This is a genomic window from Aeromonas sp. QDB63 (assembly GCF_027707425.1).
Taxonomy (GTDB): Bacteria; Pseudomonadota; Gammaproteobacteria; order Enterobacterales; family Aeromonadaceae; genus Aeromonas; species Aeromonas caviae.
In genome coordinates this window covers 15,207-32,523 of the sequence record NZ_JAPCIS010000010.1, presented here as the reverse complement: position 1 = coordinate 32,523, position 17,317 = coordinate 15,207, and the positions used below count along the sequence as shown (strand labels likewise).

General features: G+C 61.1%; 16 protein-coding genes. 11 read left to right on the top strand and 5 right to left on the bottom strand.

The features are described 5' to 3' along the window. Positions 1-21: 21 nt before the first annotated feature. Positions 22-522 (bottom strand): DUF1993 domain-containing protein, encoded by a 501-nt coding sequence (locus PG879_RS08985; RefSeq protein WP_041212145.1) that lies wholly within the window; start codon positions 520-522, stop codon positions 22-24. Positions 523-799: 277 nt separating this feature from the next. Between PG879_RS08985 and ydfZ the strand changes: the two genes are divergently transcribed. Beyond that, positions 800-997, top strand: coding sequence for a putative selenium delivery protein YdfZ (gene ydfZ, locus PG879_RS08980; RefSeq protein ID WP_039039534.1), 198 nt, complete (start codon positions 800-802; stop codon positions 995-997). Between the two features lie 104 nt (positions 998-1,101). Here ydfZ and PG879_RS08975 read toward each other — a convergent pair whose 3' ends face one another. After that, a complete protein-coding gene (locus tag PG879_RS08975; protein WP_270830036.1) occupies positions 1,102-1,443 on the bottom strand; it encodes an SH3 domain-containing protein in 342 nt (113 codons plus the stop codon). A gap of 237 nt (positions 1,444-1,680) precedes the next feature. Here PG879_RS08975 and PG879_RS08970 point away from each other — a divergent pair, with 237 nt between their 5' ends. Further along, positions 1,681-2,466, top strand: coding sequence for a hypothetical protein (locus tag PG879_RS08970; protein ID WP_270830035.1), 786 nt, complete (start codon positions 1,681-1,683; stop codon positions 2,464-2,466). A gap of 268 nt (positions 2,467-2,734) precedes the next feature. Beyond that, positions 2,735-3,628: a LysR family transcriptional regulator gene (locus tag PG879_RS08965; protein ID WP_270830033.1), complete on the top strand. Its 894-nt coding sequence runs from the start codon at positions 2,735-2,737 to the stop codon at positions 3,626-3,628. Positions 3,629-3,744: 116 nt separating this feature from the next. On the opposite strand, the gene PG879_RS08960 is transcribed toward PG879_RS08965, so the two are convergent. Beyond that, the gene (locus PG879_RS08960) at positions 3,745-4,227 is read right to left on the bottom strand and encodes a hypothetical protein (RefSeq protein ID WP_405694609.1); all 483 of its coding nucleotides are present in this window, start codon (positions 4,225-4,227) and stop codon (positions 3,745-3,747) included. A 477-nt stretch (positions 4,228-4,704) separates the two neighbouring features. On the opposite strand from PG879_RS08960, the gene PG879_RS08955 reads away from it, so the two are divergent. Further along, positions 4,705-5,769, top strand: coding sequence for a hypothetical protein (locus tag PG879_RS08955; RefSeq protein WP_270830029.1), 1,065 nt, complete (start codon positions 4,705-4,707; stop codon positions 5,767-5,769). A 415-nt stretch (positions 5,770-6,184) separates the two neighbouring features. Here PG879_RS08955 and uvrD read toward each other — a convergent pair whose 3' ends face one another. After that, a complete protein-coding gene (gene uvrD, locus PG879_RS08950) occupies positions 6,185-8,356 on the bottom strand; it encodes a DNA helicase II (RefSeq protein WP_270830027.1) in 2,172 nt (723 codons plus the stop codon). Positions 8,357-8,768: 412 nt separating this feature from the next. Here uvrD and PG879_RS08945 point away from each other — a divergent pair, with 412 nt between their 5' ends. From PG879_RS08945 to PG879_RS08930, 4 genes are all read left to right on the top strand, one after another. Beyond that, positions 8,769-9,767 (top strand): BMP family lipoprotein, encoded by a 999-nt coding sequence (locus PG879_RS08945; protein WP_039039539.1) that lies wholly within the window; start codon positions 8,769-8,771, stop codon positions 9,765-9,767. A 97-nt stretch (positions 9,768-9,864) separates the two neighbouring features. Beyond that, the gene (locus tag PG879_RS08940; RefSeq protein WP_041212351.1) at positions 9,865-11,442 is read left to right on the top strand and encodes an ABC transporter ATP-binding protein; all 1,578 of its coding nucleotides are present in this window, start codon (positions 9,865-9,867) and stop codon (positions 11,440-11,442) included. 79 nt (positions 11,443-11,521) lie between these two features. Then, positions 11,522-12,640, top strand: coding sequence for an ABC transporter permease (locus PG879_RS08935; protein WP_039039540.1), 1,119 nt, complete (start codon positions 11,522-11,524; stop codon positions 12,638-12,640). Between the two features lie 2 nt (positions 12,641-12,642). Beyond that, entirely contained in the window at positions 12,643-13,608 is a 966-nt protein-coding gene (locus PG879_RS08930) for an ABC transporter permease (protein WP_010672471.1), read from the top strand. A gap of 63 nt (positions 13,609-13,671) precedes the next feature. Here PG879_RS08930 and PG879_RS08925 read toward each other — a convergent pair whose 3' ends face one another. Then, entirely contained in the window at positions 13,672-14,577 is a 906-nt protein-coding gene (locus PG879_RS08925) for a LysR substrate-binding domain-containing protein (RefSeq protein WP_039039541.1), read from the bottom strand. Between the two features lie 118 nt (positions 14,578-14,695). On the opposite strand from PG879_RS08925, the gene PG879_RS08920 reads away from it, so the two are divergent. The 3 genes from PG879_RS08920 to PG879_RS08910 all read left to right on the top strand — a co-directional run bounded on the left by PG879_RS08920 (position 14,696) and on the right by PG879_RS08910 (position 17,295). After that, positions 14,696-15,823 carry an S-(hydroxymethyl)glutathione dehydrogenase/class III alcohol dehydrogenase gene (locus PG879_RS08920; RefSeq protein WP_010672469.1) on the top strand — a complete coding sequence of 376 codons (1,128 nt, stop codon included), beginning with the start codon at positions 14,696-14,698 and terminating at the stop codon, positions 15,821-15,823. A gap of 51 nt (positions 15,824-15,874) precedes the next feature. Continuing rightward, positions 15,875-16,723, top strand: a complete 849-nt coding sequence (gene fghA / locus PG879_RS08915; protein ID WP_048209184.1) for an S-formylglutathione hydrolase — start codon at positions 15,875-15,877, stop codon at positions 16,721-16,723. Positions 16,724-16,788: 65 nt separating this feature from the next. Further along, entirely contained in the window at positions 16,789-17,295 is a 507-nt protein-coding gene (locus tag PG879_RS08910) for a DinB family protein (RefSeq protein WP_270830025.1), read from the top strand. Positions 17,296-17,317: the final 22 nt, after the last annotated feature.

Here is a 17,317-nt window from a genome sequence, read left to right as displayed (position 1 = left end):
TTGTCGTCGCTGAAGCGCGGTTTATTGCAGGTTCAGACCACCCAGGTAATCCCGCTTGCCCAGATCCACCCCGGCCTGGCGCAGCAGGGCATAGGTCATGGTGAGGTGGAAGTAGAAGTTCGGGATGCCGTACTCGTGGACGCAGCTATGGCCGTCCATCCCCTTGCCACCGGCCCAGTAGGGGTAGTAGTGGCCGCTCGCATACTGGCTGAAATCGGCGTCCAGCTTGCCTTGCAGGTAGGCGATGGTCTTGGCCACGTGGGCGCGCAGATCCGCCATGGTCTTGGGATCATCCCCCAGCACCGGCGGCTCGCTCAGGCTGGCGGTGGCCACCACGGCGCGGGCGCTGTCACAACAGATCAGCACCTGCTTGCTCAGGGGCAGCATGTCGACGATGAGGCGCTCATTGAAGAAGTTGTCCACGTTGAATTTCTTCGCCTCGGCGTGGGCCTCGGCCTTGGCCAGACACTGGTCCAGGTTGGTCAGCATCTTGATGAACTGGGCTGCGATATCACGATTCATAATGCACTCTCGGTTGGTTGAAGGCAGTAAAACGAGCGGCTCCACTATAGCGCATCCCCCTTGCAGTTCGAGCCCGAGGGGATGAAAAGCGAGGGCGTCCTCCTTGCCCTGCGACAGGCGGTGGCGATCACTGGCGGGCAGCGAGGCCAGAGCGCCGCACCGCGTCCCTCTTTCCCCTTTTTTTGATCTGTGACAGGCATCTCGTTTTTCGAGGGGCGTAGTCTGGAGCCCGTTGCCCCGGCACGGGCCGGGGCACCCATCCCACAAGGAGAATGCCATGAAGATCTACGATCGAAACCGCAATGTGCTGACCCTGGGCCAACGGGTGATGATTGCCGCCACTGGCGCAGTCGACACCCTCAAGGAGGCGCACACCGACAACCTGACCCCCTATCAGGCCGAGCATGAGAAGTGCGTGCTGCTGACGAACAGCCAGGAGCGCTACGCCCCCATCGAGTTGATTAGACTAGGCTGATCCCGTTTTCCGTCACCCTACTCTTTACAATTCACCCGGCCGCCGTGCCCCGTCGGGGCCGGGTTTCTCTCTCCGCTCTACTCCTTCTCCGAGCCGCTGCCACCTTATGAGGGCGAGGCGATGCAGCTTGCCGGTATCCAGCCTGATTGCCCCGCTTCGTTGTGAACCCAGAGCCAGCCTGCCAGCTCCCGATCCACCCGTACCCGCTCCCCCGCCGCCACGTCCAGCTCCCGGGCGGTATAGTCCTGGCGCGCCTGCGCCTCCCCGGCGCGGATCGGGGTCAGCAGGGACAGGGGCGCCCACCCCTCGTTGCCGTCTGCGGTAAAGGTGCGCACCCAGCTCGGAAACTCGTCGTCCTCGTGGCCGATGCGCACCCGCTCTCCGGCCCGAAAGGCGATGGGATTGGGGTAGCAGGTGTGGTGCGCCGTGGTGATCAACGCCAGCATTGTCTCGTCCTCCGACAGGTTCTGATGAGTAACGTCCAGAGTCATACCATAAGCCGGGCCCCGTTGCGTCAGCCGGGCTCACCCCCCCTGGCAGAGGGCACGCTCCCCCGGGGCGGGCCGACGACCCTGATCCCCACGATTCATTACTGTCAGTGAATTTTCATATCATCCAAGTGTCATTTCAGTGAACACATCACCGCCCTAGACTGCTTCTCGAACCTTAACGAGGAGTCTTGTATGAAACTCACCCCTATCCCGCTGCTGGCCGGCACCCTCGCCTCGGCCTTCTCTTTCAACACCTTCGCCGGTGACATCGTCTCGGTGCAGTTCAGCGATGGCCGCCCCGCCGTGACCGGCGTCGAAGCGGTCAACAACGCGCTCAACCCCATCGGCGTCAACGTGGTCACCGTCGACATTCCCGAGGCCGCCAGGCCCCTGCTTGAAGCCTCCCACCGCCGCGCGTTGACCAAAGCGGAGCACGGCGCCCTGATTGCGGCCTTCAATCTGAGTCAGGGGGAGCTGCTGGAGCAGGCCAGGCTCGCAGGGCGCGCGCCCGCGGTGCAAGGGGGCGGCGTCGCCACCGAGGAGACCGGCGTCGGCCCCTACCCCAAGGTCTATGACCTGATGGCGCTGGACGAGCGCACCCGCAGCGCCGTGCTCGGCAAATATGGCCGCATGCACGTCAACTCCGCCGAGGACGGCACCGATATCGACGAGGTGATGACGGTGGTCAGCGGCGGGCCGTTCCGCTGGGGCTTTACCCTCAAAGACGGCAGCATCGCCCGCTTCCAGATAGACAAGGTGGGCCTGGAGGACAAGGCGGTGCGAGTCAGCTATCACGGGCTCGGCATGCACGCCGGGTTGATGGATGCAAAACAGGGGCTGCTGGTGGCCTTCGCCCACGGACCCAGAGCATTCACCATGCGCTACCAGGCGGACGTGCCCCACGCGCAGCTGCTTGGCACCAACCCCTGGGCCGATGTCGGCATCACCCTGCCCCCCGCCCCCGGCAAGGTGCAGTAAGCCGGTGCGTGCCATCTGGCGGCGGGGCCCGGGCCCTGCCGCCTGCTTTTATGCCTGCCGTCACGGGCCGGGGTGCCCGGGGCCCATCGCCTCTCTTTCGTCTGCGTCTCTGCCACGCCCGGAGGGCCATGATCCGGGCCGGTCTGCCACGGGCAGCTCTCTGTCTGGCGGGGGATGGGGGGTGGACACCCCGGGGATCCGCACTATTGTGATAAAAGTGCGCAATGATGGCGCCATCATTTACCAGTAGTGAATTAACGGGGGCAGGATGAACAAGATCACGGCGCTGAACGTCTTTCGCCGGGTGGTGGAAATGGGCACCTTCAGGGCGGCGGCGGACGACCTGCGCCTCTCACAGGCGGCGGTCAGCAAGAACATCAACGAGCTGGAGGCCTTTCTCGGCATTGCGCTGATCAACCGCACCACCCGGCGGCTGAGCGTCACCGAATCGGGCATGGCCTATTACCGCCAGATATGCGCCGTGCTGGACAGCCTGGAGGCCGCCGACCAGTCCATCATGGCCGCCTCCTTCACCCCCAGGGGCAGGCTGAGGATCGGCATGCCCATGTCCTACGGGCTGATCCGCCTCAACCCCCTTGTCTGCGAATTCCAGCGCCGCTATCCGGAGATCGGCATCGAGGTGATCCTGAGCGACGCCTACATGGATCTGGTGGATCAGGGGCTGGACGTGGTCATCCGGGGGGCTGGCACCCTGGAGGACTCCACCCTGCGCGCCAAACCCCTGTGCGAAGTGCAGCGGGTGCTCTGCGCCGCCCCCGATTACCTGAAGGAGGCGGGCCAACCCGCCCACCCGGCGGATCTCAAGGGCCACAACTGCCTGCGCTACAGCCTCTCCTCCTCCCCCAACAAGTGGTTCTTCACCCGGGACGCGGAGAGCGTGGCGGTGGAGCTGCCCCCCGCCAGCTTCTGCGCCAACAACGGCATCGCCCTGAAACAGGCGGCGGTGCAGGGGCTCGGGGTGATCCTGGTGCCGGATGAATTCGTGTCGAACGACCTGTCGGACGGCACCCTGGTCAGACTGCTCCCCGACTGGCAACCCGACCCCCACGCCCTGTTCGCCGTCTACCCCTTCCACAAGGAGCAGTCCCCCAAGGTGCGGCTCTTTATCGAATTTCTCGTCAAGGCGTTTCAGTTGAGGTGACTCTGACAAGCGGGAGCTTGGAGTTTGTGCCTCTCGGCCACGATACCTGTATGCAGCGTGTAGGTTCGATTAGCGAAGCGTCATCGGACGTTCGCGGAATCAATCGCACCCTCTGGCTACCGTCCGTCGTCCAGGATGACGCCCCCTGCCTGTGTTGCCGATGTATCAGCAAATAGCCGCCTGCCAAGCTGGCGGATCAGCAGCAATGGCGCCAGCAGGGTGAGCAGTAGCCAATGGGAGTGAGGCAGAATAAAGGTTCGGATGATCTCGTGAGGCAGCCAGGTCGATGCGGTTGCCGTCATAAAGGCGATGTCATAGGTCTGCCACAACCAGAGCCCGGCAAAGAGCGACAGCAACAGCGGCCGGGGCGTCAGCAAAAACAGCGGCCAGAAGGCAGAGGCGAGCACGGCGCTGAACTCCAACATGGCCGGGGCCAGCTCGGCAAAGGTCCGCCCTTGGGAGAGGCCACTCCATTCGAGAGACGTATCCTCGGCCAGTGCAGGCCACCAGGATGCGTATTGGAACAGGGTAAACGAGATCATAAACAGCAGGCTGGCCAGCAGCGCCAGCACCGTTTTTCGCAAAAACCAGCGCCCCATCCGGCGCAGTGTCGGTATCCACTTAGACATCAATGACTCCCATCTGGTGACGGGGCAGTATGCTGTCACTGGCAACACCGTTAAAGCTGCATCTTGGGCCACTAACCTTTTTGGTGACGACACGGATAACCTACCAGACACAGCTGCGCTATGGAGAGCGAGGCATCTGGCAACGCCATTATTGGGAACATCTGATCCGGGATAAGCAGGATTCGCCATATGGATCATGTCCATATCAAACCATTCAAGCATGGTTATGTTACTCAGGTGGCCGATTGGCCGTATTCCACTTTCCATCGTTATGTGACGAATGACTGAATACACAATCGCCCAATTACACTTTTAGTAGTTGCATTGACGGTATAGTCTGAAGTATTTATAAAAACAACACTTAACTCATCGTTATTTGGAATAATCAACCCAAATGGTTTTCAACTACACCACAATAAGCGAACAAATTAAATGGCGGTTATTTAAATGGATGTTAACATAAGATACATAAGAAATTTCATTGGCAATGGATTCTTCTTCTCAACTATATTGGGGATTTATTATTTTATAATTTTCACACATTATGAGGGCATTCCATTTCCATTGAACTCTAGCTCTCTCCCTACCATATTCTCATCTTTAGGTATTCTTGGAATATTTCTTACAGGTATTTTTCTATTTTATTCATCAATGTCAATTATGATTATTGCCGACCCATTTAGAATTGATTACCATAGTGCTTTCTACAAAAAAACATTCTGCATAGAAAATAAAAAAGCATCAAGTATTGCAAACTATTTTATATTTTTTATCTCCCCCTCACTATTTCTTTATGCATTATTTGTTAATGATGCACTCAGTGGCATTACATTTACCGGATTCATAATAATGCCATTATTATTTTCAATTCATTTATTATCTGACAGAAGAGATGTAAAGTACCATGAAAATAAAGCCAACTATTTTGCAAAATTAGGGGCAAATTTTATTACGTTTGTTTATCTTGGTTTCTTCTCCATAATTTCATACAGTATTTTCTATTCATATATAACGTTTACGGTAGGCTTTGACTCCCCAATGAACTTTATTATCGCAAGCTTAGTTTTCTTTACGCTGAATTATTTTATAATCTCCCCTCAGAGAAAGAGAAATGGTTATGAGTTAAATGCTAAAAAATACAGCAAGGATGGATATATAAAAGATTTTATTAGTACACCAGCAGCGCCAATATACATAATTGGATTTATATTGTCATTATATCCCGACATAGCTTTTAAGAATGCCACCAAGGTATTTGCATTGATTAATGCAGGAGGAGGCATAGAGCGCTCATATTATTTCTCAAAAAGTAGATCCCCGCAAAATACACTCCCAAATGAATTTATAAAAGAATGCAGAGTGGACCTCTGTATAACAAAACCACTAAAGGTTGTTTTGGATACTCATGACATAATCTATGTGAGGGGCAACTTTGAAGGCCACAAAAACTCTCTTGTCAGCATTCAAAATAAAAATATGCAGGTGATTATTAAACCAAAGGATACAAAATAGGGTTCATATTTAATAAATATACTGTAGTTTTTATCTTAAAGAACTTTGTGTTGGTTTTTTAGGGAAGCCCATAATCAGAACCAAAAATTGCTTTACTGCCGAGAGTCAGAGGTAACGCTAGGGGCTCTATCAGGATGATGGCGAAGCCAGCGGATTGGCGGGGGTCGCCTTTCTTTTGGTGACTTTTCTTTGGCCACGCAAAGAAAAGTCACTCGCCCCAGCCCGAAGGGCGGGCGAAACCCTGTCGAGGGCCATGCCCTCGCGTCCTGCACGGCGCCAGCCGTGCTGCCAACAGCCAGGCACACCATATACCCATGACGCGAACGTCCGATTACGCTTCGCTAATCGAACCTACAGTCCTGACAAAAAAGGAGCCATCGGCTCCTTTTGCTATTGATGGCGGGTGCGCTGCGCCTTACAGCGCCTCAAGGCGGGCATACGCCGTCACCAGCCACTTGGCGCCGACGTCGTCGAACTGGATCTGCACCCGGCTCTGCTGGCCGACTCCTTCGAAGTTGAGCACGATCCCTTCCCCGAATTTTGGATGGAGCACCCGCTGGCCGAGCTTGATGCCGCTGGCGTCAAAGCTCTGCTGCACCTCGTTCTGGCTAAAGCGCCCATATTGCGTGGGGCGGCTCACCTGGGTGCGCAGCCGGATCTCCTCCAGACACTCGGCGGGCATTTCGCGGATAAAGCGGCTCGGCTTGTGGAACATCTCGCGGCCGTAGATGCGGCGGCTCTCCGCATAACAGATGTAGAGCTTCTCCATGGCGCGGGTCATGCCCACGTAACAGAGGCGCCGCTCCTCCTCCAGCCGCCCCGACTCCTCGGTGGATTGCTGGCTGGGGAACATGCCCTCTTCCACGCCGACCAGCAGCACCAGGGGATATTCCAGCCCCTTGGCGCTGTGCAATGTCATCAGCTGCACCGCGTCGGCGTATTCGTCCGCCTGATTCTCGCCGGACTCCAGCGCCGCATGGGCGAGGAAGGCGGAGAGATCGCTCATCTCTTCCAGCTCGTCCGGGCGCTGGTACTGGCGGCAGGCGGTGACCAGTTCGTACAGGTTCTCTACCCGCGCCTGGGATTTCTCGCCCTTCTCCGCCAGATACATCGCCTTGAGGCCGGAGTGCTGGATGGCGATATCCGCCTGCTGGTGCAGGGGCAGCAGGGAGACCTGTTCCTCCAGCGCGTCGATGAGATCCACAAAGCCGCGCACCGCGTTGCCGGCGCGACCGGTAAGCACCTTGTCATTGAGCAGTGCCTTGGCCGATTGCCACAGGTTCTGGCCCTGATCCCGGGCGTTGTTACGCAGTATCTCGAGGGTGCGATCGCCGATGCCGCGGGTCGGGGTGTTAACCACCCGCTCGAAGCTGGCGTCGTCGCCACGGTTGTTGATAAGGCGCAGGTAGGCCATGGCGTCTTTGATTTCCTGGCGCTCGAAGAAGCGCAGGCCGCCATAGATGCGATACGGCATGGCGTCCTGCATCAGTGCCTCTTCCAGCACCCGGGACTGGGCGTTGGAGCGATAGAGGATGGCGCAGTCGGCGAGCAGACCCCCCTTCTCTTTCCAATCCTTGAGGCGGCCAACCACGAAGCGGGCCTCGTCCACCTCGTTGAAGGCGGCGTAAAGGGAGATCGGCTCCCCCTCGGCCCCCTCGGTCCACAGCTCCTTGCCAAGGCGCTCGGCGTTGTTGGCGATGACGCTGTTGGCGGCTTTGAGGATGTTGGCGGTGGAGCGGTAGTTCTGCTCGAGGCGAATGGTCTGCGCCCCCTCATAGTCGGTCAGGAAACGCTGGATATTCTCTATCTTGGCGCCGCGCCAGCCGTAGATGGACTGGTCATCGTCGCCGACGATCATCACCTTGCCGGTGTCGCCCGCCAGCATCCGCAGCCAGGCGTACTGGATGCCGTTGGTGTCCTGGAACTCGTCCACCAGGATGTTCTGGAAGCGGTCGCGGTAGTGCTCGAGGATGTGGGGCTTGTTCAGCCACAGCTCGTGGGCGCGCAGCAGGAGTTCTGCGAAGTCCACCAGCCCGGAGCGATCGCAGGTCTCCTGATAGGTCTTGTAGATCTGCTGATAGGTGCGGGTGACGGGGTCGCCGTAAAGGTCGATGTCGCCGGGGCGCAGGCCCTCGTCCTTCTTGCCGTTGATGTAACCCATCACGGCGCGCGGCGCCCAGTGCTTCTCGTCGAGGTTGAGCGCCTTGAGCACCCGGCGGATCAACCGGTACTGGTCGTCGGAGTCGAGGATCTGGAAATCCTGCGGCAAGCCCGCATCCAGATGGTGGGCCCGCAGCAGGCGGTGGGCGATGCCGTGGAAGGTGCCGATCCACATGCCGCGCACGCCGTCGCCGATCACCTTCTCGACCCGGCCGCGCATCTCGGCCGCCGCCTTGTTGGTAAAGGTGACCGCGATGATGGAGAAGGGTGAACAGCGTTCCACCTGCATCAGCCAGGCGATACGGTGCACCAGCACCCGGGTCTTGCCCGAACCGGCACCGGCCAGCACCAGCAGGTTGCAACGGGGGGCCGCCACCGCGTCTCTTTGCTTGTCATTGAGCCCGTCGAGCAGGGTTGAAACGTCCATCACCACTCCTGTTTATTTATACAGGCGGGGATTATACGGCCTGAGCCGCCAGAGACCAAGCCGTGAGCAGCCGGGGGCCAGCCCGCCCGCCAACGTGGCGTCGATGAGGCCGCAGGGCTGGTGCCGATGGAAGCCAGTTTTTTCATCAGGGGAGGAAAACGGTTGCGCCTAACGTCATGAATCCAAACAAAAATGTCGATCGAGCCCTATTAATCCCGGAATTTAATTCTGCAAAAACACCATAAAACAAACACTTATAAGGCAATTTGCTTATATTTCAAACCGTTAACGCAAACGTTTTTCCTCTATGATCCCCTTGACCAACGGGCTGGCTCACTTACAGTTAGCCAGCGTGCTTTATGACCTGCCAAGACAGGTTGTGGACCCTCACATAACAATCAAGGATACGATCGTGACTAAAGTGCTCAAGCTGGCCACCGTGGCCGCCCTCACCCTCGCTGCCCTGTCCGCCCAGGCAGCCTCCGAGCCCGCCGTCATCTATGACACCGCAGGCAAATTCGACAAGTCCTTCAACGAAGCCGTGTTCCGCAACGGCGTCGAAGTCTACAACAAGGACAAAGGCGTCAAGGTCAAGGAGTTCGAACCCCAGAACGAAGCCCAGCGCGAGCAGGGCCTGCGTCGTCTGGCCAGCCGTGGCAACGGCCCCATCGTCGCCGTCGGCTTCAACATGGGTTCCGCGGTAGAGAAGGTTGCCACCGAATTCCCGAACACCCAGTTCACCATCATCGACATGGTGGTCGACAAGCCGAACGTCCAGTCCCTCATCTTCAAGGAGCATGAAGGTTCCTTCCTGGTGGGTGCCCTGGCGGCCATCGCCTCCAAGACCGGCAAGGTCGGCTTCGTGGGCGGCATGGACATCCCGCTGATCCGCAAGTTCCAGTGCGGCTATGAGCAAGGCGCCAAGTACATCAATCCGAAGATCGACGTCTATCAGAACATGACCGGCTCCACCCCGGCAGCCTTCGCCGACCCGGCCAAGGGTGCAGAACTGGCCAAGTCCCAGTTCGCCAAGGGCGCCGATGTGGTCTATGCCGCCGCCGGTGGCACCGGGATCGGTGTCTATCAGGCTGCCAAGGACGAAGGCAAGCTGGCCATCGGTGTGGATTCCAACCAGAACCACCTGCAACCGGGCACCATGCTGACCTCCATGGTCAAGTCCGTGGGTCTGGCCGCATACAAGAGCTGGGATGACGCCGCCAAGGGCAGCTGGAAGCCGGGTATCCAGTCCCTGGGTCTGGCCGAAGGCGGTGTTGACTGGGCGCTGGACGAGAACAACGCCAAGCTGATCACCCCGGAGATGAAGGCCAAGGTCGAAGCCATCAAGGCCGACATCATCGCCGGCAAGATCAAGGTGCACGACTACATGAGCGACAACTCCTGTAAGTACTGATCCTGCAAGTACTGAGTCTCTGCTACGACTCTCAATCCAGACCGGCCCGTACGGGCCGGTTTTTAGTCTCTACTTCATGACCCGCAAGGACTGCATCATGGACCAGACAGATCGCTATGCCATCGAATTAAGAGGTATCGATAAGCGCTTTGGCGACGTGTACGCCAACAAGCAGATCGACCTTCAGGTTCGTAAAGGCAGCATTCACGGCATCGTCGGCGAAAATGGCGCCGGCAAGTCGACCCTGATGAGCATCATTTACGGTTTCTACCACGCCGACAAAGGCGAGATGCTGATCGACGGTAACCCCTTCAAACCCCATGGCTCCCAAGATGCGATTGCCGCCGGGGTGGGCATGGTGCACCAGCACTTCATGCTGGTGAACAACTTTACCGTATTGGAAAACGTCATCCTGGGGGCCGAGAACGGCTGGCGCCTGGGCAAGAGCCTGGCGGCCGCCGAGAAGCTGCTGGGCGAGCTGGCACGGGACTATGGTCTCGAGGTGCCGCTGCACGAGAAGGTCGAGGATCTGCCGGTGGGCCTGCAACAGCGGGTCGAGATCCTCAAGGCGCTCTATCGCGGTGCCCGCATCCTGATCCTCGACGAGCCCACCGGGGTACTGACCCCGCAAGAGGCGGATCACCTGTTCGAGGTGCTGAAAAAGCTGCGGGATCAGGGGGCGACCGTCATCCTCATCACCCACAAGCTGCGGGAGATCCTGGCCATCACGGATCAGGTCTCCATCATGCGCCGGGGTGAAATGGTGGCTCACGTCGCCACCAAGGATACCGACAAGGAGCAGCTCGCCGAGCTGATGGTGGGCCGCAAGGTGCGCCTCAAGGTCGACAAGGGCACCGCCCAGCCGGGCGAGGCCAAGCTCAAGGTCGAGGGCCTCTCTTACGTCGATGACGCCGGGGTGGAACGGGTCAAATCCGTCAGCTTCGAGGTGCGGGCGGGGGAAGTGGTCGGCATCGCCGGGGTCTCCGGCAACGGCCAGTCCGAGCTGCTCAGCATGCTCGGCGGCATCCTCAAGCCCAGCAAGGGCGGCTTCACCATCGCCGGGGCGCAGCGCCACGAGGTGAGCCAGAGCCACCCGGCCGACCCGGAGCAGGTGCGCAACTTCGGCCTCGGCCACATCCCGGAAGACAGGCACAAGATGGGGCTCATCAACCGCTTCGAGGCGAAAGAGGCCTTCATCCTCGGTTATCACCGCCGTGCCCAGTACAACAAGGGCTGGCTGCAGGACAAGGAGGCGATCCGCCAGGATTGCCAGGCCAAGATGGACAAGTGGGACGTGCGCCCGCCGAGCCCGGAGCACAAGACCGCCAACTTCTCCGGCGGCAACCAGCAGAAGCTGGTGATCGCCCGGGAAGTGGAGCAGGACCCGGATGTGCTGCTGGTCGGCCAGCCGACCCGGGGTGTCGACATCGGCGCCATCGAGTACATCCACCAGCAGATCATCGCCATGCGCGACAAGGGCAAGGCGGTGCTGCTGGTGTCGGTGGAGCTGGACGAGATCATGAGCCTCTCCGACCGCATTCTGGTCATCGCCGATGGCCGCATCGTCGGCGAGCTGGACGGCGCCAGGGCGGATGAACGCACCATCGGCCTGATGATGGCGAACATAGTTCCTGACGACGTGGCGGCAAGCCAATCACAAGGAGCCACATCATGAAGGTCACAACCACTTGTAACGGATTCGGCCTGATGATGGTCAACACACCAGTCCCCGACGATATCAAGGAGGCCCATTCATGAGCCAAGCACGTGTTCCTGCCTGGATATCCGTGGGCGTGCTGCCCGCAGTCAATATCCTGCTGGCCTTCCTGGTGTCGGCCATCCTGTTCTATTACCTCGACATCAGCCCCATCGAGGCAGCCGAAATCATGTGGTACGGCGCCTTCGGCACCGGCGAGGGGATAGGTTTCACCCTCTACTACGCCACCGGTTTCATCTTCACCGGTCTGGCGGTGGCGGTGGCCTTCCACGCCGGCCTGTTCAACATCGGCGGTGAAGGGCAGGCCTATATCGGCGGCCTCGGGGTCGGTCTGGTTTGTCTGCTGCTCGGGGACGTGCTGCCGTTCGCCCTGCTGCTGCCGCTCGCCATCATCGCCGGCGGCCTGTTCGGCGCGGCCTGGGCCTTCATCCCGGCCTGGCTGCAAGCCAAGCGGGGCAGCCACATCGTCATCACCACCATCATGTTCAACTTCATCGCCGCCTCCCTGATGGCCTACCTCTTGGTCGACGTCTTCAAGCCGCCAGGATCCATGGCGACCGAGAGCAAGGTGTTCGCCGTGGCGAGCTGGCTGCCGAAGATGAGCGAGCTGCTGGCGGCGGTCGGCGTGACGGTGCCGAACAGCCCGCTCAATATCAGCTTCTTCTGGGCGCTGATCTGTGCGGCCCTGGTGTGGGTCTTCATCTGGCATACCCGCTGGGGCTACGAGATCCGCTCCGTGGGCGCAAGCCAGAGTGCCTCCGCCTATGCGGGCATCTCCTACCCCAAGGTGGTGATCCTGGCCATGGTGATCTCCGGCATGTTGGCGGGCTTTTTCGCCCTCAACGTGCTGCAGGGTGAGCTGCACCAGATCAAGCTCAACTTCGTGGAAGGCTTCGGCTTCACCGGCATCGCGGTGGCCCTGATGGGTCGCAACCACCCGGTCGGCGTCATCATCGCCAGCCTGCTGTTCGGCTTCCTCTACCAGGGCGGCGCCGAGCTCAGCTTCGAGTTCGGGGTGGACCGCAACATCGTCGTGGTGCTGCAGGGTCTGGTGATCCTGTTCTGCGGCGCCCTGGAACACATGCTGCGCCCGCGCATCGAGCAGGCCTATCTGGCCTTTGCCAACCGCCCGGCCGCCCAAGTGAAAGGAGCCTGATCATGTTCGAAATGTTGATCCTGATGCTGGACGCCACCATCCGCACCGCGCCGCCGCTCATTCTTGCCGCTATGGCCGGGATGTTTTGTGAACGCTCCGGGGTGGTCAACATCGCCCTGGAGGGCAAGCTGCTGGCCTCCGCCTTCGCCAGTGCGGCGGCCGCCGCCGTCACCGGTTCCGCCTGGATTGGGCTGGGGGTCGGGGTGGGGATCTCCATCCTGTTCGCCCTGCTGCACGGCTTCGCCACCATCACCCACCGGGGTGATCAGGTGGTGAGCGGCATGGCCATCAACATCCTGGCGGCCGGTCTCACCGTGACCCTGGGGCGCTACTGGTTCGATCAGGGGGGCCAGACCCCGGCGCTCTCCGGCGCGGCGCGCTTCGCCCCCATCGACCTGCCCTATGCCAAGGAGCTCTATGACGTGCCCGTCATCGGCCAGCTCTACAGCGAGCTCTTGAGCGGTCACTCCCTGCTGGAGTACGTGGCCTTCGCCGCCGTGCCCCTGGCCTGGTGGGTGCTGTTCCGCACCCGCTTCGGCCTGCGGCTGCGGGCGGTGGGCGAGGCTCCGGCCGCGGTGGATACAGCCGGTATCTCCGTGGTGCGCATGCGTTACACCGCCCTCATCATCGGCGGCCTGCTGGCGGGGATCGGGGGCACCTATCTGGCGGTGGCCCAGACCGCCCAGTTCATCCCCAACATGAGCGCGGGCAAGGGCTTCATGGCGCTGGCGGCCCTGGTGTTCGGCAAGTGGCGCCCCTGGAACGCCATGGCGGCCTGTCTGCTGTTCGGCTTCCTCGACGCGGTCGCCATCCGGCTGCAAGGGGTCAGCATCGGCGATTTCCCGATCCCGGTGCAGGCCATCGAGGCGCTGCCCTACATCCTGACGGTCTTCCTGCTGGCCGGTTTCATCGGCAAGGCGGTGGCCCCCAAGGCCCTCGGCACCCCCTACGTCAAGGAGCGGGAATAGCCCCGCCCTTCATGCCATGCAAAAGGCCCGCACATGCGGGCCTTTTCTTTTTCGGGCGACGGCTCAGCCGATGGGGCGCACCAGGGCGGGTTGATGGGGATCACTGAGGCGCTCGGCCAGATAGTCCACCAGCAGCCGCACCTTGGGGGAGAGGTGGCGGTTGTGGGGATAGAGGGCCCAGATCCCCTCCTCGGGGGCCCGCAGCTCCGGCAGCAGCTCGATGAGCTCCCCCCGGGCGAGGTGGTCGCTCACGTAGTAGTCCGGCAACTGGATGATGCCGATCCCCTTGATGGCCGCATCCAGCAGGGCGTGGCCGCTGTTGCACTGAAGCAGACCGCGTACCCGCACGCTGTGGGGTTTACCGTTCAGGGTGAAGTGCCACTCGTCCCCGTTGCCCACCAGGCAGGTGTGACGGGCCAGCTCCGAGAGACTGTTGGGCATGCCGTGGCGGGCGGTGTAGGCGGGGGAGGCGCACACATAGGGTACCCGCTGCGCCAGCTTGCGGGCCACCAGGGTCGAATCCTTGAGGTGGCCGAGGCGGATCGCCAGATCGAACCCCTCGTGCACCAGATCCAGCAACTGGTTGGTGAGGTTGAGGGTCACCTCCAGCTGGGGGAAGCGCACCATGAAGTCGTTCACCAGGGGGGCGATGCGGCTCTCGCCGTAGGAGACCGGGGCCGTGATGCGCAAGGAGCCCTGGGGCACCGCCTGATGGCGTCCCACCGCCAGCTCCGCCTCGTAGAGGTTGTCCAGCAGCTGGCGGCAGTGGCGAAAATAGATCTCCCCGAGTTCGGTGAGACGCACCTGGCGGGTGGTGCGCAACAGCAGCTTGGCCTGCAGCCTGTCTTCGAGCTGCGCCACCTGGCGGCTCACCTGGGCCACTGACACCCCGAGCTTGCGCGCGGCCGGGGTAAAGCCCCCCTGCTCCGCCACGCTGACAAATTCACAGACCCCTTCCCAGCCGAACATTATTACCTGTGTGTAAAAGTGATTTGATACTTAGCGTTATTATCACCAAATCGGCGGGAAACTACACTGGATCTCCGAACTCATTTCCGTTCATCCAACCACTACGAGGACGTCATTCATGGCACAGGTTCAGAGCATCAAGTGTAAAGCCGCCATCGCCTGGGGACCGGGTCAGCCCCTCTCCATCGAAGAGGTCGAGGTCATGCCGCCCCAGGCCGGCGAGGTGCGGGTGCGCATCGTCGCGACCGGCGTCTGCCACACCGATGCCTTCACCCTCTCCGGTGAAGATCCGGAAGGGGTCTTCCCCTGCATCCTGGGCCATGAAGGGGGCGGTATCGTCGAGTCCGTCGGCGAGGGCGTCACCAGCGTCAAGGTCGGCGATCACGTGATCCCGCTCTACACCCCCGAGTGCGGCGAGTGCAAGTTCTGCAAATCCGGCAAGACCAACCTGTGCCAGAAGATCCGCGCCACCCAGGGCAAGGGGCTGATGCCGGACGGCACCACCCGCTTCTCCAAGGACGGCCAGCCCATCTACCACTACATGGGCACCTCTACCTTCAGCGAATACACGGTACTGCCCGAGATCTCCATCGCCAAGGTGGATCCGGCCGCCCCGCTGGAAGAGGTCTGCCTGCTGGGCTGCGGCGTCACCACCGGCATCGGCGCCGTGATGAACACCGCCAAGGTGAAAGAGGGTGAGAGCGTCGCCATCTTCGGGCTGGGGGGCATCGGCCTCTCCGCCATCATAGGCGCGCGCCTGGCCAAGGCCGGCCGCATCATCGCCATCGACATCAACGAGAGCAAGTTCGAACTGGCCCGCAAGCTGGGCGCCACCGACTGCATCAACCCGAACACGTTCGACAAGCCCATCCAGGAGGTGATCGTCGAGATGACCGACGGCGGCGTCGACTTCTCCTTCGAGTGCATCGGCAACGTCAAGGTGATGCGCGCGGCACTGGAGTGCTGCCACAAGGGATGGGGCGAATCCGTCATCATCGGCGTGGCCGGTGCGGGCCAGGAGATCAGCACCCGTCCGTTCCAGCTGGTCACCGGCCGGGTGTGGCGCGGCAGCGCCTTCGGGGGCGTGCGCGGTCGCAGCGAGCTGCCGAGCTACGTACAGCGCTACATGCAGGGTGAGTTCAAGCTGGACGACTTCATCACCCACACCATGCCCCTCGAGCAGATCAACGAGGCGTTCGATCTGATGCACGAAGGCAAGAGCATCCGCACCGTCATCCACTACTGATCCCATGAGCGCCCCGCCCATCGATGCATGGGCGGGGCAAGGAGTCCTTACATGAATCTGGACATCATCAGCAGCAACAAGAGCTTCGGCGGCTGGCACAAGCAGTATCGCCACCGCTCCAATGTGCTGGGGTGCGAGATGCGCTTCGCCATCTACCTGCCGCCCCAGGCCCTCACCGGCCAGAAAGTGCCGGTGCTCTACTGGCTCTCCGGTCTCACCTGCACCGACGAGAACTTCATGCAAAAAGCCGGGGCCCAGCGCATCGCCGCCGAGCTCGGCATCGCTCTGGTGGCGCCGGACACCAGCCCCCGCGGTGAAGGGGTGGCGGACGATCCCGGCTATGACCTCGGCATGGGGGCGGGTTTCTACGTCAACGCCACCCAGACCCCCTGGCGGGATCACTACCAGATGTACGATTACGTCACCCGGGAGCTGCCCGAGCTCATCGAGACCCACTTCCCGGTCTCGACGAAGCGCGCCATCAGCGGCCACTCCATGGGAGGCCACGGCGCCCTCATCGCCGCCCTGCGCGAGCCGGGTCGCTACCGCTCGGTGTCGGCCTTCAGCCCCATCAGCCACCCGAGCCGCTGCCCCTGGGGCCAGAAGGCCCTCGGCGCCTACCTCGGCAACAACCCCCTGCTGTGGCAGGAGTGGGATACCTGCCAGCTGCTGCGCCACCACGACAGCCCGCCCCTGCCGACCCTGGTGGACGTGGGGCTGGACGACCCCTTCCTGGCGGAGCAGCTCGGCATCGACACCCTGGCCGAAGTGGCCGCCACCCGGGCGTGGCCCCTGACGCTCAACCGCCATGCCGGCTACGACCACAGCTATTACTTCGTGGCGAGCTTCATCGAGGCGCACCTGCGCTTTCACGCCAACCACCTGGGCGAACCGGCCTGAGGCTGACCCGCTCGTGGCCGCCCCCCGTCAGCGGGCGGCCATTCACCCGGAAACAGGAGACAAGGATGCCTCTCTTCACCACATTGCTGGCCATGCCGGACCAGTTCGAGCGGCTGCTGGCACAGGTCCCCACCGACCGTCTGGACTGGGAACCCGCCAACTGGGCCGGGATCCCCTCCGAGCGTTTCAGTGCCAGGGGGCACCTCTGCCACCTGCTGGACATCGAAGTGCTGGGCTATCAGGTGCGGTTTCGTCGCACCCTGGCGGAAAGCCTGCCGGAGCTCGCCTCCCTCGATGGCTATCAGCTGGCGCTGGACCATGATTACCCCTCGCAGGATCCCGCCGCGCAGCTGGAGCGCTTTCGTACCGCTCGCCTGCAGACCGTCGAATGGCTGAAGACGGTACCGTCCGACGCCTGGCAGCGCCGCGCCCGCTATGGCGGCTATGGGGAGGTGACCCTGGACGGTCTGGTGCGCCTGCTCGTCAGCCATGACCACCAGCACCTCGCCGGCATGCAGTGGCTGCTGATGCGCCTGAACGCCGATCTGGGCCTCTCACTCCCCCTCGAGTGAGGTGTCGTCCCACGATGTCGCA